Annotated in this window: 17 protein-coding genes; 10 read left to right on the top strand and 7 right to left on the bottom strand. The window is 52.5% G+C overall.

Annotation, left to right across the window (positions count from 1 at the left end; translation table 11 throughout):
* Positions 1 to 95: 95 nt before the first annotated feature.
* Genes A7589_RS05145 through A7589_RS05135 form a run of 3 tightly spaced genes read right to left on the bottom strand, consistent with a single transcriptional unit; the run spans position 96 to position 1,812 of the window.
* Positions 96 to 296, bottom strand: coding sequence for a YpfN family protein (locus A7589_RS05145; RefSeq protein WP_000383836.1), 201 nt, complete (start codon positions 294 to 296; stop codon positions 96 to 98).
* A gap of 27 nt (positions 297 to 323) precedes the next feature.
* Positions 324 to 1,451 carry a succinyl-diaminopimelate desuccinylase gene (dapE, locus tag A7589_RS05140; RefSeq protein ID WP_001277781.1) on the bottom strand — a complete coding sequence of 376 codons (1,128 nt, stop codon included), beginning with the start codon at positions 1,449 to 1,451 and terminating at the stop codon, positions 324 to 326.
* Positions 1,452 to 1,461: 10 nt separating this feature from the next.
* The gene (locus A7589_RS05135) at positions 1,462 to 1,812 is read right to left on the bottom strand and encodes an ArsC family reductase (RefSeq protein ID WP_000258261.1); all 351 of its coding nucleotides are present in this window, start codon (positions 1,810 to 1,812) and stop codon (positions 1,462 to 1,464) included.
* Positions 1,813 to 2,190: 378 nt separating this feature from the next.
* Here A7589_RS05135 and ypfM point away from each other — a divergent pair, with 378 nt between their 5' ends.
* Positions 2,191 to 2,250, top strand: a complete 60-nt coding sequence (gene ypfM, locus A7589_RS05130) for a protein YpfM (protein ID WP_001386977.1) — start codon at positions 2,191 to 2,193, stop codon at positions 2,248 to 2,250.
* Positions 2,251 to 2,348: 98 nt separating this feature from the next.
* Here the strand turns inward: ypfM and acrD are convergent, their stop codons facing one another.
* Both acrD and narQ read right to left on the bottom strand, forming a co-directional pair.
* Positions 2,349 to 5,462 carry a multidrug efflux RND transporter permease AcrD gene (gene acrD / locus A7589_RS05125; protein ID WP_001273174.1) on the bottom strand — a complete coding sequence of 1,038 codons (3,114 nt, stop codon included), beginning with the start codon at positions 5,460 to 5,462 and terminating at the stop codon, positions 2,349 to 2,351.
* A gap of 163 nt (positions 5,463 to 5,625) precedes the next feature.
* Positions 5,626 to 7,326: a nitrate/nitrite two-component system sensor histidine kinase NarQ gene (narQ, locus tag A7589_RS05120; protein ID WP_010357107.1), complete on the bottom strand. Its 1,701-nt coding sequence runs from the start codon at positions 7,324 to 7,326 to the stop codon at positions 5,626 to 5,628.
* Between the two features lie 205 nt (positions 7,327 to 7,531).
* Here narQ and aegA point away from each other — a divergent pair, with 205 nt between their 5' ends.
* From aegA to A7589_RS05105, 3 genes are all read left to right on the top strand, one after another.
* Positions 7,532 to 9,511, top strand: a complete 1,980-nt coding sequence (aegA, locus tag A7589_RS05115) for a formate-dependent uric acid utilization protein AegA (protein ID WP_001078906.1) — start codon at positions 7,532 to 7,534, stop codon at positions 9,509 to 9,511.
* A gap of 67 nt (positions 9,512 to 9,578) precedes the next feature.
* Positions 9,579 to 10,154, top strand: a complete 576-nt coding sequence (gene nudK, locus A7589_RS05110; RefSeq protein WP_010350316.1) for a GDP-mannose pyrophosphatase NudK — start codon at positions 9,579 to 9,581, stop codon at positions 10,152 to 10,154.
* 125 nt (positions 10,155 to 10,279) lie between these two features.
* Positions 10,280 to 11,323 (top strand): DUF1176 domain-containing protein, encoded by a 1,044-nt coding sequence (locus tag A7589_RS05105; protein ID WP_001270502.1) that lies wholly within the window; start codon positions 10,280 to 10,282, stop codon positions 11,321 to 11,323.
* A 103-nt stretch (positions 11,324 to 11,426) separates the two neighbouring features.
* On the opposite strand, the gene tkt is transcribed toward A7589_RS05105, so the two are convergent.
* Both tkt and tal read right to left on the bottom strand, forming a co-directional pair.
* The gene (tkt, locus tag A7589_RS05100; RefSeq protein WP_000087314.1) at positions 11,427 to 13,430 is read right to left on the bottom strand and encodes a transketolase; all 2,004 of its coding nucleotides are present in this window, start codon (positions 13,428 to 13,430) and stop codon (positions 11,427 to 11,429) included.
* Positions 13,431 to 13,449: 19 nt separating this feature from the next.
* Positions 13,450 to 14,400, bottom strand: a complete 951-nt coding sequence (gene tal / locus A7589_RS05095) for a transaldolase (protein ID WP_108188749.1) — start codon at positions 14,398 to 14,400, stop codon at positions 13,450 to 13,452.
* A gap of 285 nt (positions 14,401 to 14,685) precedes the next feature.
* Between tal and maeB the strand changes: the two genes are divergently transcribed.
* The 6 genes from maeB to pta all read left to right on the top strand — a co-directional run bounded on the left by maeB (position 14,686) and on the right by pta (position 20,572).
* Positions 14,686 to 16,965: an NADP-dependent oxaloacetate-decarboxylating malate dehydrogenase gene (maeB, locus tag A7589_RS05090; protein ID WP_000342664.1), complete on the top strand. Its 2,280-nt coding sequence runs from the start codon at positions 14,686 to 14,688 to the stop codon at positions 16,963 to 16,965.
* A gap of 290 nt (positions 16,966 to 17,255) precedes the next feature.
* On the top strand, positions 17,256 to 17,591 hold the full coding sequence (gene eutS, locus A7589_RS05085; protein WP_000356956.1) for an ethanolamine utilization microcompartment protein EutS: 336 nt from the start codon (positions 17,256 to 17,258) through the stop codon (positions 17,589 to 17,591).
* A 12-nt stretch (positions 17,592 to 17,603) separates the two neighbouring features.
* Positions 17,604 to 18,083, top strand: coding sequence for an ethanolamine utilization acetate kinase EutP (eutP, locus tag A7589_RS05080; protein ID WP_000820742.1), 480 nt, complete (start codon positions 17,604 to 17,606; stop codon positions 18,081 to 18,083).
* The gene (gene eutQ / locus A7589_RS05075) at positions 18,058 to 18,759 is read left to right on the top strand and encodes an ethanolamine utilization acetate kinase EutQ (protein WP_000733883.1); all 702 of its coding nucleotides are present in this window, start codon (positions 18,058 to 18,060) and stop codon (positions 18,757 to 18,759) included. Before eutP ends, eutQ begins: the two co-directional genes overlap by 26 nt.
* A complete protein-coding gene (gene eutT, locus A7589_RS05070) occupies positions 18,756 to 19,559 on the top strand; it encodes an ethanolamine utilization cob(I)yrinic acid a,c-diamide adenosyltransferase EutT (RefSeq protein WP_000651315.1) in 804 nt (267 codons plus the stop codon). The genes eutQ and eutT overlap by 4 nt, the downstream gene beginning before the upstream one ends.
* A complete protein-coding gene (gene pta, locus A7589_RS05065) occupies positions 19,556 to 20,572 on the top strand; it encodes a phosphate acetyltransferase (protein WP_000582951.1) in 1,017 nt (338 codons plus the stop codon). The genes eutT and pta overlap by 4 nt, the downstream gene beginning before the upstream one ends.
* Positions 20,573 to 20,604 lie beyond the last annotated feature (32 nt).

Here is a 20,604-nt window from a genome sequence, read left to right as displayed (position 1 = left end):
CGTTCACGCCGCATCCGGCTATGATGCCTGATGCGACGCTGACGCGTCTTATCAGGCCTACGGTTGAGCGCCAGACATTATCCGGCTCCTCCAGCTTACTTCTTCGGTTGATCCTTCTTCGGCCAGTCGTCGTCATCGTCCCATTTATCGTTGAAATCACGATGTGGGGGAAGCTCCGGCTTGTTGGCGAGAAATTTCTTATGGTCGACGCGCTTGAGATCTTTGATCACATTCAGCAGGACGCCTACCAAAAAGACAATCACCAGAATCCACCAATATTTAGCCAGCCAGTCCATGCTTATTTCCTCTTGCAGAACCACTCATCAGGCGACGAGCTGTTCCATGATTCGTTGATACATACGGGCAAGTAGCTGCAGGTCGGCAGCGTTCACACATTCATTAATTTTATGAATAGTGGCATTGACCGGCCCAAGTTCCACCACCTGCGCCCCCATGCGGGCAATAAAGCGCCCATCGGACGTTCCGCCAGTGGTCAGTAGCTGCGGTTTAATTTCATTATAGTGCTCAACCGCGTTGACGACCGCATCCACCAGTTTACCGCGTGCAGTCAAAAATGGCTGCCCGGAAAGCCACCAATCGACCGTATAACGCAGTTGATGTTTTTCCAGCAGGGCAAGCACCTGTGCTTTGATCATCTCATCAGTAAGTTCGGTGCTAAAGCGGAAGTTAAACTGTACAAACAGCTCACCCGGAATGACATTATTACTGCCAGTACCTGCCTGAATATTGGCTATTTGCATACTGGTTGCCGGGAAAAATTCATTGCCCTGATCCCACTCGATAGCCACTAACTCATTGAGGAAAGGGGCTGCGCGATGCACAGGGTTATCTGCAAGGTGTGGGTAAGCCACATGACCCTGCACGCCATGAATAGTAAGGTTACAGGTCAACGATCCGCGACGGCCATTTTTCACTACATCACCGACCACTTCGATACTCGACGGTTCGCCAACCAGGCAGTAATCCAGCCGTTCACGGCGCGCCATTAAGGTTTCGACCACTTTGACCGTGCCGTTGTGGGCGCTGGCTTCTTCGTCTGAGGTGATCAGAAACGCCAGTCGACCTTTATGGTTGGGATGTTGCGCGACAAAGCGTTCTGCTGCTACCACCATCGCCGCCAGCGACCCTTTCATATCTGCCGCGCCGCGCCCGAATAACATACCGTCGCGAATGGTCGGTTCAAATGGTGGATTGATCCAACGGTCGGCATCGCCAGGCGGTACAACGTCGGTATGTCCGGCAAAGGCTAACGTTTCTCCCTGTCCACGCCACGCCCAAAAATTCTGCGTATCCGCAAAGTCCATGCGTTCGATGGTAAAACCGATCGCCTGTAAACGTTCGGTAATGATTGCCTGACATCCTGCGTCATCAGGACTTAAGGATGGGCGGCGAATAAGCTGCTGTGTCAGCTCAATAACCGGACACGACATAGACTACACCTCATAGGAAAAATTGCTGATAACTGGATTCACTGAAACCCAGCAGCATAGGCTTCCCTGGCGCGCAGAGCAATGGGCGTTTGATAATTGCAGGCATTTCAGTCATTAATGCCGCCGCCGAAGCCGCATCGGTGATTTTATTGCGCGTGGTATCGTCCAGTTTACGCCAGGTAGTACCACGGGTGTTGAGTAACGCTTCCCAACCTAATTCGTTGATAAAACCGTTCAATAATTCGCTGTCCAGCCCATCAACGCGATAATCATGAAAACGATAGTCGATGTTATTGGTTTCCAGCCAACGGCGAGCCTTTTTAATGGTGTCACAATTTTTAATGCCGTAAAGTGTAACCATAATGAATCCTTTTTCGATTTATAAGAATAAATACTCATTTAACGGTCAATACATTTTCCCGGCAAATGAATATCAGGGAATATAACATTATTAAGGTGTTTCACTTAACAATTATTAAATAATTGTGAGCATTTTGAATGCAATTATTAAGAATATTCCCCTAGGTATCTGTATGTATTTCAAACAGAATTAAGCAAGTATTAGAATCCGTATGAATCTGTTGAAATGTTGCTTTGCATCACATAAAAATCCCTGTCTCAGGGCCATAGTATTTACATAGGTTTTGCCCCGGAGGTAGTAATCACTGCAATCGAATAAATTAGCTTCACCACGGTATATTGTTTCCGTAGAATACCCATAATTATAAGAGAGGTTGTTATGATTGAACGTGAACTGGGGAACTGGAAAGACTTTATCGAAGTTATGCTTCGCAAGTAATTGCCAGGACAGAAGGTAAAATGAAAGAACCTGATGAACAGGTTCTTTATCAGAAAGTTGAAAAAGGCGACACGTTGGCATGTCGCCTTTTTTATTACTTATTCCGGGCGTGGCTTCAGAGGGAAACGACGGCGTACCAGCACAAAGAACAGAGGCACGAAGTAAATCGCCAGAATGGTAGCGGAGATCATTCCCCCCATTACGCCAGTACCCACCGCATGTTGACCACCGGAACCGGCACCACTGCTGATTGCCATCGGCAGTACGCCGAAGATAAACGCCAGCGAGGTCATCAGTATCGGGCGTAAACGCTGGCGGCAGGCATAAAGCGTCGCTTCAAACAGGTCATGACCTTTTTGGTTCATCTCGTTAGCGAACTCGACAATGAGGATGGCGTTTTTCGCCGATAAACCAATGACCGTTAATAGACCCACCTGGAAGTAAACGTCGTTTTCCAGCCCGCGCATCCAGGTTGCCAGCAGCGCGCCGATGACCCCCAGCGGCACGACCAGCATTACGGAGAACGGCACCGACCAGCTTTCATACAGCGCCGCCAGACACAGGAATACCACCAGTAATGAAATGGCGTACAGCGCCGGAGCCTGCGCGCCAGAAAGCCGTTCCTGATACGACATCGCCGTCCACTCCAGGCCAAAGCCGTTTGGCAACTGCTTCACTAACGATTCCATAATATCCATCGCCGTGCCGGTACTGACGCCCGGTGCGGCCTCCCCGACAATTTCCACTGCGGAATAGCCGTTATAACGTTCCAGACGGGGCGAACCTGTCTCCCAGCGGGAGGTCGCGAAGGCAGAGAAGGGCACCATCCCACCGTCTTTGTTACGCACATACCACAGGTTGATATCATCCGGCAGCATCCGATACGGCGCGGCGGCCTGCACATAGACTTTCTTCACGCGACCGCGATCCATAAAGTCATTTACATAGCTCGAACCCCACGCGGTTTGCAGCGTGTCGTTAATATCGTCAATAGCAACGCCCAGCGCCTGAGCTTTACGCTGGTCGATATCAATCTGTAACTGCGGACTGTCATCAAGACCGTTATGGCGCACGCGGGTTAATTCCTGATTTTCCGCCGCCAGCGCCAGCAACTGGTTACGTGCAGCCATCAGCGCATCGTGACCCGCTCCGGCGTGATCCTGCAACTCCATATCAAAACCCGCAGAACTGCCAAGACCGCTGATTGCCGGCGGGCTGCTGGCGATAACGCGGGCTTCTTTAATCTTATTAAATTCTTTCGTTGCACGTTCGATAATGGCAAACGAAGTGCCGGTTTTACTGTCGCGCTCACTCCAGTCTTTCAGGCGGATAAACATACGCGCCACGTTTTGCCCGTTGCCGCCAGGGCCTGAACCGACCGTGGCAAATACCGACGTGATGTTGTCTTTCTCATGAGTGAAGTAATACTTCTCAATCTGTTCCACCACTTTCAGCGTCTGTTGCTGGGTCGAACCGCTGGGTAGCTGCACCGAGGTGGTGAACATGCCACGGTCTTCCAGTGGCAGGAAGGACGTCGGCAAACGCAGGAACAGAAACACCATACCGCCAAGCAGCAGGACATAAATCACAATCCAGCGCAGGCTGCGGTGGAGAATTTTCGCCACCCCTTTCTCGTAGCGTTCGGCGTTACGGTTGAACATCTGGTTAAACCAGGCAAAAAAGCCTTTCTGCCCGTGATGCTCACCTTTTTTCAGTGGTTTAAGTAGCGTGGCACACAGCGCCGGAGTGAGGATCATCGCCACCAGCACCGACAGCACCATCGCCGCAACAATGGTAATAGAGAACTGGCGATAGATAGCTCCGGTGGTGCCGCCAAAGAAGGCCATTGGCACAAATACCGCCGACAGCACCATCGCAATCCCGACCAGTGCCCCCTGGATCTGCCCCATCGATTTACGTGTAGCTTCGCGAGGAGTGAGTCCTTCCTCACTCATAATACGTTCGACGTTTTCCACCACCACGATGGCGTCATCCACCAGCAGACCGATCGCCAGCACCATCGCAAACATGGTTAAGGTGTTGACGCTGTAACCGAAGGCGTAAAGCACGGAGAAAGTGCCCATTAACACCACCGGCACGGCAATAGTTGGAATCAGCGTAGCGCGGAAGTTTTGCAGGAACAGATACATGACGAGGAAAACCAGCGCGATAGCTTCTAACAGGGTTTTCACCACGTCTTCAATGGAGGCTTTAACAAACGAGGTGGTTTCATACGCCACCTTATATTCCAGCCCGGGAGGGAAGTATTGCGCCAGTTCGTCGAGCCGGTTCAGTACCAGCTTCGCTGTGGCCATTTCGTTCGCGCCGGAAGCCAGTTTTACCCCCAGACCGGAGGCAGGCTTACCATTAAAGCGGCTAAGATAATCGTATTTCTCCGCCCCCATTTCGACGGTGGCAACATCGCCCAGTTTCACTTCCGAACCATCCTGATTTACCCGCAAGGTGATATCGCGGAACTGTTCAGGCGTTTGCAACAGCGACTGGGCGTTAATGGTAGCGTTCAATGCTTGTTTATCGACAGAAGGTGTACCGCCAAGCTGTCCGACCGCAATCTGCGCGTTCTGTGATTCAATGGCGTCGGTTACATCTTTAGCCGTCATCTGGAAGCTGTTCATTTTTGCCGGATCAAGCCAGATACGCATCGAATACTGTGAACCGTAGGCGTCGATATCACCAACGCCGTTAACGCGACTTAACGGGTCCTGAATATTACTGGCAACGTAGTCGGCAATATCCTGCTTATCCATCGAACCATCGGTAGAGACGAAGGCTATGGTCAGGATGTTAGTATCGCCAGTTTTACGTACTGTCACGCCCTGGTTTTGTACTGCCTGTGGGAGTTTACGCATGGCCGATTGCAGCTGGTTTTGTACCTGCTGCACCGCCTCGTCTGGGTCGGTTCCGGCTTTAAAACTTAAGGTGACAGATGCCTGGCCGGTGCCGCTGCTTTGTGACGACATATACATCAGGTTATCGAGGCCAGTCATATTCTGCTCAATAACCTGAGTCACGGTGTTTTCCAGCGTCTGGGCCGATGCACCTGGATAGTTAGCGGTCACTCGCACGTTCGGCGGCGCGAGATCCGGGTATTGTTCAACGGGCAATGAAAAAATAGCCAGGGTCCCTGTCAGACATAACAGGATTGCCAGTACCCAGGCAAAAATGGGGCGATCAATAAAGAAATTCGCCATTAAAAGAGGACCTCGTGTTTCTGCGTATCGTTGTAGGCTTGACTTGCTTCACTGTAGCGGCAAGGTACGAGCCAATCGTGGAGAAAAAAAGGAGATAATGTAAATTATCATTCCCTTTTATACTGAACCTTAAGTGCCCGTATTCTTTGGTCAACAAGAGATATTACATCAGTTGACTTTCCTCACCCGCCGCAGAGCGAAAGCTAATACTCACTAACGTGCCGCCACCGGAAGGTTGTGAAAAAGTCAGCGTTCCGCCCAGTCGTTCCGCGCGCTCGCGCATAATATTCAAGCCATAATGGCCTTCAGGTTCTTTCGGTTCACCGATGCCAATCCCGTTATCACGAATATAGACCGTGTGATTGCCGTCCGGCGCAGTGACGCAGCTAACGGCGATTTCGCTGGCATTGGCGTGCTTCATCGCATTCAGCACCGCTTCGCGAATAATTTGCAACAAATGCACCTGCATTTGCGCATCCAGCGCCAGGGTTGGCAAGCGGCAGTCGAGGGTCAGTTTGGCGCTGGTTTGATTTTGTAACGTATCCAGCATTTCCCGCAGCGCGGAGGGAAGATCCGCCTGCTGCAGCGTCAGGCGGAAAGTGGTCAACAGCTCGCGTAACTGCCGATACGCATCATTTAATGCCTGGGAAAAATCGGCCATGATACTTTGTGCGGTGGCGTTATCTTCCGGTATCGAACGTTTCAGTAATGTTAACTGGATACGCAAATAAGAAAGCACCTGAGCCAGTGAGTCGTGCAATTCGCGGGCGATGGTCGCGCGTTCTTCCATCAACAGCAACTGCTGAAAATGTTTCTGTGCCTGATTAAAGTACAAACCGCGCCCCAGCATCGACGAAACGCTGTTAAGCAGCGGTTCGGAGGCCGACACGTTGCTGTTTTGCCAGTGCAGCTCGCCGTAAACTGTCTCTTGCATCGTCACCGGTAAAATCTGCATCGGCAGCTCAGGTTTTGGCTTTCCTTCACTAATCCGCCAGTTTTCACCGACATTCAATTCCAGATATTCAGCCGCTTCATTGTCGCGAACGATCTGCAAAATATGGCGGAAACAATGCACATCAATCTGGCTGGTGTTCAGCGCCTGCGAACACTGATACAACACCTCCAGACGGCGCTTGGCCTCGTGGAGATCGCGGGTTTTTTCTTCTACTGACGCTTCCAGCGAGCGGTACAATTTATGCAGTTCGCTCGACATCTGGTTAAAGGTTTTGGCCAGCAGTCCCAGCTCATTGGGCAGGCTGGTATCCAGCGGCGGTGAGCCGAACTGCCCGTGTTCAATACGCTGACTGGCGGTAACCAGCTGATTCAGTGGGGCAACGACCTGATGGCGTATGCGGCGCAGAGTAAAAAAGACCAGTGTGAAAATACCGATGCCGCCAGCCAGCGAAATCGCCACCACCAGCAACATTTTGCGCTCAGCGTAGTGCTGTAAAGCCAGCACGAACAGGTCTATCTGATTGACATAATTATCGATATTGGCCTGATACCACGGCAAATCACCCTTGCTGAGCCGATTATTCATCTCCAGCCAGTTGGCATTCAGATGCGCATAGCGGGTTTTTACTGCCTCTGGCACATACCAGACGTTGAGATTGGTTAATACCGGTGAATGCAGTGCCTGCTGGAACAGCTGACGATGCGCATTGAGTTGTGGACTGCCACTTTGCAAGTCGTAGCCCAGGCGGTAACTCTGCATACGTAGCGATCCGGCAATATTGATCGCCTCAGCGTCGCGCAAACTGCTCGCCAGAGTTAGCAGAGCGATACCCGTGGAAAGAATCGACAGCAGCACAATGTAAAAAAAGGCCCTGGCCAGACTGGCCGAGACGGGTCGTTTAACAATCACACGCGTCTTCTCCACATAAAATCATTAATGTTCCAGATTGTTGAAACGCAATTTAGTCAGTGATGGGATTATTTGATCTGCCACAGTTTATAGCGAAATAGTTACTTGTTCTGGGCACATGGACATTGCCGATTCCCCTGCAAGTCGGGTAATAACAACACTCATATAAAGAATAAGGTTTTTACAACCAAAAAAGAAGGTCGTTATGAATCGTTTTATTATGGCCAACAGTCAGCAATGTCTGGGTTGTCATGCTTGTGAAATTGCCTGTGTCATGGCTCACAATGATGAGCAACATGTCCTGAGCCAACACCATTTTCATCCCCGAATTACGGTTATCAAACATCAGCAGCAACGTAGTGCAGTGACCTGTCACCATTGCGAAGATGCGCCCTGTGCCCGTAGCTGCCCCAATGGCGCTATCAGCCATGTTGATGACAGCATTCAGGTCAATCAGCAAAAGTGTATTGGCTGTAAATCCTGTGTGGTGGCCTGTCCGTTTGGCACCATGCAGATTGTCCTGACACCCGTCACAGCGGGTAAAGTGAAAGCCACGGCACATAAATGCGACCTGTGCGCAGGGAGAGAAAACGGCCCCGCCTGTGTCGAAAATTGCCCGGCGGATGCGCTGCAACTGGTCACCGACGCCGCACTCTCCGGTATAGCGAAATCCCGCCGCTTGCGCACAGCACGTCAGGAGCATCAACCGTGGCATACCAGTACAGCGGTACAAGAAATGCCGGTAATGAGTAAAGTCGAGCAAATGCAGGCAACGCCCGCGCGCGGCGAGCCGGATAAACTGGCAATTGAAGCGCGCAAAACCGGCTTTGATGAAATTTATCTGCCGTTTCGCGCCGACCAGGCGCAACGGGAAGCCTCGCGCTGCCTGAAGTGCGGCGAGCACAGCATTTGTGAATGGACCTGTCCGCTGCATAACCATATTCCGCAGTGGATAGAACTGGTGAAAGGCGGAAATATCGACGCCGCCGTCGAGCTTTCTCACCAGACCAACACCCTGCCGGAAATTACCGGACGCGTCTGTCCGCAAGACCGTTTGTGTGAAGGTGCCTGCACTATTCGCGACGAACACGGTGCGGTGACTATCGGCAATATTGAACGCTACATTTCAGATCAGGCGCTGGCGAAAGGCTGGCGTCCTGACTTAAGCCATGTCACCAAAGTGGACAAGCGAGTGGCGATTATCGGTGCGGGTCCGGCAGGGCTGGCCTGTGCGGACGTCCTGACACGCAACGGCGTGGAGGTGACGGTATACGATCGCCATCCAGAAATCGGAGGCTTGCTCACCTTTGGCATTCCTTCTTTCAAACTGGATAAATCGCTGATGGCGCGCCGTCGGGAAATCTTCAGCAAAATGGGGATTCACTTCAAACTCAATTGTGAAGTGGGTAAAGATGTCTCTTTGGATTCGCTGCTCGAACAGTACGACGCAGTCTTCGTTGGCGTCGGCACTTACCGTTCCATGAAAGCGGGCTTACCCAATGAAGATGCGCCGGGCGTTTATGACGCGCTGCCGTTCCTTATTGCCAACACCAAACAGGTGATGGGGCTTGAAGAGCTACCGGAAGAGCCGTTTATCAATACCGCCGGGCTAAATGTCGTGGTACTGGGCGGCGGCGACACCGCGATGGACTGTGTGCGCACCGCACTGCGCCACGGCGCAAGTAACGTCACCTGTGCCTATCGTCGTGACGAAGCTAACATGCCCGGTTCGAAAAAAGAGGTGAAGAACGCCCGCGAAGAGGGGGCTAACTTCGAATTTAACGTCCAGCCAGTGGCGCTTGAGCTGAATGAGCAAGGTCACGTCTGCGGGATTCGTTTCCTGCGTACGCGTCTTGGCGAGCCGGATGCACAAGGGCGTCGACGTCCGGTGCCGGTGGAAGGCAGTGAATTTGTCATGCCAGCCGACGCGGTGATTATGGCGTTTGGTTTTAATCCGCATGATATGCCGTGGCTTCAGTCACATGGTGTAACGGTGGATAAATGGGGGCGCATCGTGGCTGATGTTGAAAGTCAGTACCGTTACCAGACGACGAACCCGAAAATCTTCGCTGGTGGCGATGCCGTGCGCGGTGCGGATCTCGTGGTGACTGCAATGGCGGAAGGGCGCCATGCGGCGCAGGGAATTATTGACTGGCTGGGGATAAAATCAGTCAAATCTCACTAATTCCATCCGCAGACAAACCCGACTTCACAGCGTAAGATACTTGTTCATTTCGCGCTGTGGAGTCGGTATGACGCAACAAATCACCCTCATCAAAGACAAAATTCTCTCCGATAACTATTTCACCCTGCACAACATTACCTACGATCTCACCCGCAAAGATGGCGAAGTTATCCGCCATAAACGTGAAGTTTACGATCGCGGCAATGGCGCGACGATCCTCCTGTACAACGCGAAGAAAAAGACTGTAGTTCTGATTCGTCAGTTCCGCGTCGCTACCTGGGTTAATGGCAATGAAAGCGGGCAGTTGATTGAAACTTGTGCCGGGTTGCTGGACAACGACGAACCCGAAGTGTGCATTCGCAAAGAAGCGATTGAAGAGACGGGCTATGAGGTTGGCGAAGTACGCAAATTATTTGAACTGTACATGTCGCCTGGTGGTGTGACCGAGCTAATCCACTTTTTTATCGCCGAATACAGTGACAGTCAGCGTGCTAACGCGGGGGGCGGCGTCGAAGATGAAGATATTGAAGTGCTCGAGCTGCCGTTCAGCCAGGCGCTGGAGATGATCAAAACCGGCGAGATACGTGACGGTAAGACGGTGTTATTGCTTAACTATTTGCAATCGTCACATTTAATGGACTGAAAAATAACAATAATATTTCGTTGTTTATTATTGGCTCAATCCGATAAATCCGATTGAGCCGCGCTACCTGCGCAACGAAGATACGACTTGTGCTGTTTGTTTGAACTTCTGGGGTCGTACCGTCCATGCGCTATCGCATTTTCCTTCTCTTTTTTTTCGCTTTGTTGCCGACGTCTTTAGCGTGGGCAGCACCAGCGCAACGGACGTTTTCTGACTGGCAGGTCACCTGTAACAACCAAAATTTCTGCGTAGCGCGCAACACAGGCAATCATAATGGACTGGTGATGACTCTCAGTCGCAGTGCCGGGGCGCATACCGATGCCGTTTTGCGTATTGAGCGCGGCGGGTTGAAGTCGCCGGATGCGTCGGAAGAGGCGATAGCGCCACGACTGCTGTTAGATGGCGAGCCGCTGGCGTTAAGCGGGGACAAGTGGCGGATTTCACCGTGGTTATTAGTGACCGATGATACGGCGACCATCACCGCGTTTTTGCAGATAATTCAGGAAGGGAAGGCAATTACCTTACGCGACGGCGATCAGACCATTTCTCTTAATGGATTAAAAGCGGCGTTGTTGTTTATTGATGCCCAGCAAAAGCGCGTGGGTAGTGAAACTGCGTGGATCAAGAAAGGAGACGAGCCGCCACTCAGCGTACCGCCTGCTCCTGCGCTGAAAGAGGTCGCTGTGGTAAACCCAACGCCGACGCCACTCTCACTCGAAGAACGTAACGATTTGCTGGATTACGGTAACTGGCGGATGAATGGCCTGCGCTGCTCGCTTGATCCGTTGCGTCGCGAGGTGAATGTCACTGCGCTGACCGATGATAAAGCATTGATGATGATTAGCTGTGAGGCGGGCGCCTATAACACCATTGATCTGGCGTGGATAGTGTCGCGTAAAAAGCCGCTGGCCTCGCGTCCGGTACGGTTACGTTTGCCGTTCAACAACGGTCAGGAAACGAATGAACTGGAGCTGATGAACGCGACATTTGATGAAAAATCGCGTGAACTGGTGACGTTAGCGAAAGGCCGTGGATTAAGTGATTGTGGTATTCAGACGCGTTGGCGTTTTGACGGCCAGCGTTTTCGTCTGGTGCGTTACGCCGCAGAACCCACCTGCGATAACTGGCATGGGCCAGACGCCTGGCCTACGCTTTGGATCACGCGTTGAATGCCATCTGGCGGATGCGGCGTAAACGCCTTATCCGCCCTACGGTCCGGCGCGGTTTGTAGGCCTAATAAGACGCGTTAGCGTCGCATCAGGCAAACCGGCATCAGGCACCTTTCACTCCCAGTACCTTATGCGCTTTTGCCATAATATTCTCGGCGGTAAAGCCAAAGAACGGGAACAATTTATCCGCCGGAGCAGATTCGCCATAACCCGTCATCCCGACAATCGCACCTTTCAGGCCGACGTATTTGTACCAGTAATCGGCGATGCCTGCTTCCACCGCCACGCGAGCCGCAACGTTAGAAGGCAACACCGATTCCCGATATTCCTCATCCTGGGCGTCGAAAATATCGGTCGAGGGCAGGGAAACCACGCGAACATTGCGACCTTCTCCCGCTAATTTCTCCGCCGCTTGCAGGGTGATTTCCATCTCTGAACCGGTAGCAATCAAAATAATATCCGGCTTGCCGCCGCTGTCTTTCAGCACATAACCACCACGAGCAATCTCTTTTACCTGATCCGGCGTACGTTCCACCTGCGCCAGATTCTGCCTTGAGAGGATCAGCGCCGTCGGCCCGTTGTGGCGCTCAACCGCCAGCTTCCAGCCCACCGCTGCTTCCACCTGATCGCACGGTCGCCAGGTGCTGAAATTCGGTGTTAAGCGCAAACTGGCCAGTTGCTCAACCGCCTGGTGCGTCGGGCCATCTTCGCCCAGACCAATCGAGTCATGGGTATAAACCATAATTTGCCGCGCTTTCATCAGCGCCGCCATCCGCGCGGCGTTGCGGGCGTATTCAACAAACATCAGGAACGTCGCGGTATACGGTACAAATCCACCGTGGTGCGCGATGCCGTTGGCGATGGCGGTCATACCAAATTCACGTACCCCGTAGTGAATATAATTCCCCGCCAGATCTTCCTTCAGCGACACAGAACCTTTCCAGATGGTGAGGTTACTGGGCGCCAGATCCGCCGAACCGCCGAGCAGTTCCGGCAGCATAGGGCCGTAAGCGTTAAGCGTATTTTGCGACGCCTTACGGGTAGCGATTTTCGCCGGATTTGCCTGCAACTCATTGATATATTTCTGAGTCGTTTTTTCCCACTCTTTCGGCAAACCACCACTCATCCGGCGGGTAAACTCTTCTGCCAGTTGCGGATGAGCCTTTTTATACGCGGCAAACTTCTCATTCCAGCTCTGCTGCGCTTTTTCGCCTTTTTCGCGGGCATCCCAGGCGTGATAAATCTCTTTAGGGATCTCAAATGGCGGATGGTGCCAGCCCAGTTTTTGCCGTGCCAGCGCCACTTCTTCTTCCCCCAGAGGTGCGCCGTGCGCCTCTTCCTTACCTGCTTTATTCGGCGAACCAAAGCCAATCACCGTACGGCAGATAATCAGCGACGGCTTATCTTTCACGCTTTGCGCTTCAAGGATCGCTTCCTTCACCGCCTGCGGATCGTGACCGTCGATTTCATGGACAACATGCCAGTGATAGGCTTCAAAACGTTTTGCCGTATCGTCGGTAAACCAGCCTTCGGTTTCACCGTCGATGGAAATACCGTTGTGATCGTAAAAACCAATCAGCTTGCCCAGTCCCAGCGTGCCCGCCAGCGAACAGACTTCGTGGGAAATACCTTCCATCAGGCAACCGTCGCCCATAAACACATAAGTGAAGTGATCGACAATTTCATGATCCGGCTGGTTAAACTGCGCCGCCAGTGTACGCTCTGCTATCGCCAGTCCGACGGCGTTCGCCAAACCTTGTCCAAGTGGACCGGTGGTGGTTTCAACACCGGGCGTATAACCAATCTCCGGGTGGCCTGGGGTTTTCGAATGCAACTGACGGAAGTTCTTCAGCTCTTCCAGCGGCAGGTCGTAACCGGTCAGATGCAGCAAACTGTAGAGCAGCATCGACGCGTGACCGTTGGAGAGAATAAAGCGGTCGCGATCATACCAGGTCGGGTCGGTGGGGTTATGTTTAAGAAAGTCGTTCCATAGCACTTCGGCAATATCGGCCATGCCCATTGGCGCGCCGGGATGACCGGAATTGGCTTTTTGCACCGCATCCATACTGAGTGCGCGAATCGCATTGGCAAGATCTTTTCGGGACATATAACACTCCGTGGCTGGTTTATAGTTTGGCGGCAAGAAGATCTTCCAGTTTGCGTTGATCGACGGCGAACAGGCGGATGCCTTCAGACAGTTTTTCTACTGCCATCGCATCCTGATTGTGCTCCCAACGGAACTCCGCTTCGCTCATTGGAGCAGGGCGTGGGAACGTCTGAGAAGGCGGGATCAATTTGCGGACGACTGGCGAGACTTTTTCCTGCAACTCTTTCAGCAAGTTCGGCGCGATAGTCAGACGATCGCAACCGGTTAAAGCGAGGATTTGCTCGGTACGGCGGAAACTTGCGCCCATCACAATAGTTTCATAGCGGTGCTGCTTGAAATAGTCGTAGATATTACGCACCGACTTAACGCCCGGATCTTCTTCCACTACATACGGGTCCATCGGCTTGCGTGCCTGATACCAGTCATAAATACGCCCGACAAACGGCGAAATCAGAAAAACGCCTGCTTCTGCACAGGCGCGCGCCTGTGCAAAGGAAAACAGCAGCGTCAAATTGCAATTAATACCTTCTTTTTCCAGCTCTTCTGCCGCGCGAATTCCTTCCCAGGTTGAAGCCAGTTTGATCAGAATGCGTGATTTCTCAACGCCCTGCTGCTGGTACAAATCCACCAGATGACGCGCTTTCTCAATACTCTTTTCTTTATCAAAAGAGAGGCGTGCGTCAACTTCTGTCGATACACGACCGGGTACGATTTTGAGAATTTCTGTACCGAAATTGACCGCCAGCTTATCGCAGGCAGCTACCACTTGTTGTTCCTGCGTTTGACCATTTTTTTTACCCCAGGCGATAGCATCGTCTATTAAATGCTCATATTGTGATAATCCGGCAACCTTGAGTAATAACGAAGGATTGGTGGTGGCGTCCTGAGGATGATAATGGCGAATGGACTCAATATCGCCGCTGTCTGCCACGACAGTGGTGAACTGTTTGATGCCGTCTAACTCGTTCATAGGAAATACTCCTTGAAAAGTAAAGTGTTAGGTGAGTGCGTTAATTCACACTTCTGAGAAATTTCGCTAATCGCATCAAAAAAGCATAGCAGACAGGCATGGTATTGCTGGATTAAGCAGGTAACATCAGTGTTATAGGATTATTGCCAAAATATTATTTTGATGAGGAGAGTTTGGACTTGCTCAAAGTCTGAAAGCTCCGGCAAGGTAATAATGTGCGCCATGTTGTGGGCTGAGGCAGTTGCCCGCTCATTTTTGTGAACGTTACGTGAAAGGAACAACCAAATGGATGACCAGTTAAAACAAAGTGCACTTGATTTCCATGAATTTCCAGTTCCAGGAAAAATCCAGGTTTCTCCTACTAAACCTCTGGCAACGCAGCGCGATCTGGCGCTGGCCTACTCACCTGGCGTCGCCGCGCCTTGTCTTGAAATCGAGAAAGATCCGTTAAAAGCCTACAAATATACTGCGCGCGGTAACCTGGTGGCGGTGATCTCCAACGGTACGGCGGTGCTGGGGTTAGGCAACATTGGCGCGCTGGCAGGCAAACCGGTGATGGAAGGCAAGGGCGTTCTGTTTAAGAAATTCGCCGGGATTGATGTGTTTGACATTGAAGTCGATGAGTTGGACCCGGACAAATTTATCGAAGTGGTCGCTGCGCTGGAACCGACCTTTGGCGGCATCAACCTCGAAGACATTAAAGCGCCAGAATGCTTCTATATTGAGCAAAAACTGCGCCAGCGAATGAACATTCCGGTATTCCACGACGACCAGCACGGAACGGCAATCATCAGCACCGCCGCTATCCTCAACGGCCTGCGCGTGGTAGAGAAAAACATCTCCGACGTGCGGATGGTGGTTTCCGGCGCGGGGGCGGCCGCAATCGCCTGTATGAACCTGCTGGTGGCGCTGGGGCTGCAAAAACATAACATCGTGGTTTGTGACTCGAAAGGCGTTATCTATCAGGGGCGAGAGCCGAACATGGCGGAAACCAAAGCCGCTTACGCGGTGGTGGATGACGGTAAACGTACCCTCGACGATGTAATTGAAGGCGCGGATATTTTCCTTGGCTGTTCCGGTCCGAAAGTGCTGACACAGGAGATGGTGAAGAAAATGGCTCGCGCGCCGATGATCCTGGCGCTGGCGAATCCGGAACCGGAAATTCTGCCGCCGCTGGCGAAAGAAGTGCGCCCGGATGCCATCATCTGTACAGGTCGTTCCGACTACCCGAACCAGGTTAACAACGTCCTTTGCTTCCCGTTCATTTTCCGTGGAGCACTGGACGTTGGCGCAACCGCTATTAATGAAGAGATGAAACTGGCGGCGGTACGTGCGATTGCTGAACTGGCTCATGCGGAACAGAGCGAAGTGGTTGCTTCTGCCTATGGCGATCAGGATCTGAGCTTTGGCCCGGAATACATCATTCCTAAACCGTTCGATCCGCGTCTGATCGTCAAGATTGCGCCAGCGGTGGCAAAAGCGGCAATGGAGTCTGGTGTGGCGACGCGTCCGATTGCCGATTTTGACGTCTACATCGACAAACTGACCGAGTTCGTTTACAAAACCAACCTGTTTATGAAGCCGATCTTCTCCCTGGCTCGCAAAGCACCGAAGCGCGTGGTGCTGCCGGAAGGGGAAGAGGCGCGCGTTTTGCACGCGACTCAGGAACTGGTAACGCTGGGACTGGCGAAACCGATTCTTATTGGTCGTCCGAACGTAATCGAAATGCGCATTCAGAAGCTGGGCTTGCAGATCAAAGCGGGCGTTGATTTTGAGATCGTTAATAACGAATCCGATCCGCGCTTTAAAGAGTACTGGAGCGAATACTTCCAGATCATGAAACGTCGTGGGGTCACCCAGGAACAGGCGCAGCGTGCGCTGATCGGTAACCCGACAGTGATCGGTGCGATTATGGTTCAGCGTGGTGAAGCCGATGCGATGATCTGCGGTACGGTGGGGGATTATCACGAACACTTCGGCGTGGTGAAAAATGTGTTTGGTTATCGCGATGGCGTTCACACCGCTGGCGCAATGAACGCGCTGCTGCTGCCGAGTGGTAACACCTTTATTGCTGACACCTACGTCAACGATGATCCAGACGCAGAAGAACTGGCGGAGATCACGCTGATGGCGGCAGAAACTGTCCGTCGTTTCGGTATTGAGCCTCGCGTTGCCTTACTGTCGCACTCCAACTTCGGTTCTTCAAACTGCCCGTCGTCCAGCAAAATGCGTAAAGCTCTGGAACTGGTCAGGGAGCGTGCGCCAGAACTGATGATTGATGGCGAAATGCACGGTGATGCGGCGTTGGTGGAAGCGATTCGCAACGACCGGATGCCGGACAGCACCCTGAAAGGTTCCGCTAATATTCTGGTGATGCCGAATATGGAAGCCGCCCGCATTAGTTACAACTTACTACGCGTTTCTAGCTCAGAAGGTGTTACCGTCGGCCCGGTGCTGATGGGCGTGGCGAAACCGGTTCATGTATTAACGCCAATCGCATCGGTACGTCGTATCGTCAACATGGTGGCGCTGGCCGTGGTTGAAGCGCAAACTCAGCCGCTGTAATTCTTTCTTAACTCTTACGCTTACCCTGAATATTCAGGGTAAGCAGTTTATCGCAATATATCAGAAGGGATTATTACTTGTTTTTCGAATAATAAAGTGCGCCCTATAAAAATAAATCAATATCAATTTAATTATATTCATGTGCTGTACATGAAAATTTATGCATTAGATAAAATATCTCTCAATTCTTAGTGATCTACCTCACCTTTTAAACTCCCTTGCCGAATTTTGTTATTTACTCTGACGAAAAATTGTCACGATAGCGCCAGATTTTTCACAGGCGGCGACTCATGGATAAAGAACGCATCATTCAGGAATTTGTTCCCGGTAAACAGGTCACGCTGGCGCATTTAATTGCGCATCCCGGCGAGGAGCTGGCGAAGAAAATCGGTGTTCCCGATGCTGGCGCAATCGGCATTATGACGCTAACTCCCGGCGAAACGGCGATGATTGCCGGCGATTTAGCACTGAAAGCCGCCGATGTGCATATCGGTTTTCTTGACCGTTTTAGCGGCGCACTGGTGATTTATGGCTCGGTGGGTGCGGTAGAAGAAGCGTTATCACAAACCGTCAGCGGTTTAGGGCGCTTATTAAATTATACGCTTTGTGAAATGACCAAAAGTTAATGCGAGGCATTCATGAAACGAATTGCGTTTGTGGGTGCTGTCGGGGCAGGAAAGACAACGTTATTTAATGCGTTGCAGGGAGATTATACCCTCGCGCGAAAAACGCAGGCTGTGGAATTTAATAATAAGGGTGATATTGATACGCCAGGTGAATATTTTAGCCATCCCCGCTGGTATCACGCCTTAATTACCACGCTACAGGATGTGGACATGCTGATATATGTCCATGGCGCGAATGACCCGGAAAGTCGATTACCTGCCGGGTTGCTGGATATTGGCGTCACTAAACGGCGAATCGCCGTCATCAGTAAAACGGACATGCCGGATGCTGACGTCGCCGCAACGCGACAGTTATTGCGCGAGACTGGCTTTGAAGAGCCGATTTTCGAGTTAAACAGCCACGACCCGCAAAGCGTGCAGCAACTGGTGGATTATCTGGCATCTCTCACCGAACAGGAGGAAGCAGGTGAAAAAACTCATCACAGCGAATGATATTCGTGAAGCACATGCGCGCGGCGAACAGGCACTGTCCGTGGTTCTGCGCGCCAGCATTATCACCCCGGAAGCGCGCGAAGTGGCGGATCTGCTGGGGTTTACCATCACCGAATGCGATGAATCGACACCGGTAACGGCGTCCGTTCCTGCCAGCGCGCCTGCCGATAAAACCGAAAGCCAGCGTATCCGCGAAACCATCATCGCCCAGCTACCAGAAGGCCAGTTTACCGAAAGCCTGGTTGCGCAGCTGATGGAAAAAGTGATGAAGGAAAAGCAGTCGCTGGAGCAGGGCGCAATGCAGCCGAGCTTTAAATCAGTGACCGGCAAAGGCGGCATCAAAGTTATTGATGGCGGTAGCGTGAAGTTTGGTCGTTTTGACGGCGCGGAACCTCAATGCGTCGGGTTGACCGATCTGGTTACCGGAGATGACGGCAGCAGCATGGCTGCGGGTTTTATGCAGTGGGATAACGCCTTCTTCCCGTGGAAGCTGAACTACGACGAAATCGACATGGTACTGGAAGGTGAACTGCACGTTCGCCACGAAGGCGAAACCATGATCGCCAAAGCAGGTGACGTGATGTTTATCCCGAAAGGCTCCAGCATCGAATTTGGTACGACATCCAGCGTGAAATTCCTGTATGTCGCCTGGCCGGCGAACTGGCAATCCCTATGAAAGATTTCATCACCGAAGCATGGCTACGAGCGAACCATACGCTCAGCGAAGGCGCAGAGATCCATCTCCCTGCGGACAGTCGCCTGACGCCCTCTGCCCGGGAGTTACTGGAAAGCCGCCATCTGCGCATCAAGTTTATTGACGAGCAGGGCAGCCTGTTTGTAGACGATGAACAACAGCAGCCGCAGCGTGTTCACGGGCTGACCAGTAGCGATGAATATCCGCAGGCGTGCTGCGAACTGTGCCACCAGCCGGTGGTGAAAAAACCAGATACGATGACCCACCTGTCGGCGGAAAAAATGGTCGCTAAAAGCGATCCGCGCCTCGGTTTTCGCGCTGTTCTCGACAGCACCATTGCGCTGGCCGTGTGGCTGCAAATTGAACTGGCGGAACCGTGGCAGCCGTGGCTGGCGGATATCCGTTCGCGTCTTGGCAACATTATGCGCGCCGATGCGCTGGGAGAACCGCTGGGCTGCCAGGCGATTGTCGGGCTTTCTGACGAAGATCTGCATCGGCTTTCTCACCAGCCGCTGCGTTATCTCGACCACGATCATCTGGTGCCGGAAGCCAGCCACGGACGCGATGCGGCGTTGCTGAATCTTCTACGCACCAAAGTGCGTGAAACCGAGACGGTAGCGGCGCAGGTGTTTATTACCCGCAGTTTTGAAGTATTACGCCCGGACATCTTGCAGGTGCTGAACCGCCTTTCCAGCACGGTTTACGTGATGATGATCCTGAGCGTGACGAAGCAGCCGCTAACGGTGAAGCAGATCCAACAACGACTGGGAGAGACGCAATGATTATTGAACGTTGCCGTGAACTGGCGTTGCGAGCGCCCGCAAGAGTGGTTTTTCCGGATGCGTTAGACCCGCGTGTGCTGAAAGCCGCGCAATATCTGCATCAACAAGGTCTGGCGTCGCCTGTTCTGGTCGCCAATCCGTTTGAACTTCGTCAGTTTGCGCTCAGTCACGGCGTGGCGATGGACGGGCTACAGGTGATTGAGCCACAGAGCAACCTCGCAATGCGGGAAGAATTTGCCCATCGCTGGCTCGCCCGTGCAGGCGATAAAACGCCGCCGGATGCGCTGGATAAACTCACCGACCCGCTGATGTTCGCCGCCGCAATGGTCAGCGCCGGTAAAGCGGATGTCTGTATCGCGGGTAATCTCTCTTCCACGGCGAATGTGCTGCGTGCCGGATTACGCATTATTGGTTTGCAGCCGGGCTGTAAAACGCTTTCCTCCATTTTCCTGATGCTGCCGCAGTACAGCGGCCCCGCGTTGGGCTTTGCCGATTGTAGTGTGGTGCCACAGCCGACGGCAGCGCAACTGGCGGATATCGCCCTTGCCAGCGCCGAAACCTGGCGTGCCATCACCGGAGAAGAGCCGCGCGTGGCGATGCTGTCGTTTTCCAGTAACGGCAGCGCCCGTCACCCTTGCGTTGCTAACGTTCAGCAGGCGACCGAAATCGTCCGGGAACGCGCGCCACAACTGGTGGTGGATGGCGAGTTGCAGTTTGACGCCGCCTTCGTGCCGGATGTCGCGGCGCAAAAAGCACCTGGCAGCCCGCTACAGGGCAAAGCGAATGTAATGGTTTTTCCGTCGCTGGAGGCAGGAAATATTGGCTACAAAATCGCACAACGACTCGGCGGATATCGTGCCGTCGGACCGTTGATACAAGGACTTGCCGCGCCGCTGCACGATCTCTCTCGTGGTTGTAGCGTGCAGGAAATTATCGAGCTGGCGCTGGTGGCAGCCGTACCGCGCCAGACAGAAGTGAACCGCGAAAGCAGTTTACAAACACTGGTTGAATGAACGGTCCCGTTCTGGACCCTTATAAAGAGGAA

This window comes from Escherichia sp. MOD1-EC6475 (genome assembly GCF_003046645.1).
Taxonomy (GTDB): Bacteria; Pseudomonadota; Gammaproteobacteria; order Enterobacterales; family Enterobacteriaceae; genus Escherichia; species Escherichia ruysiae.
The sequence above is the reverse complement of the archived record's forward strand: the minus strand, read 5'-3'. Positions and strand labels throughout refer to the sequence as shown.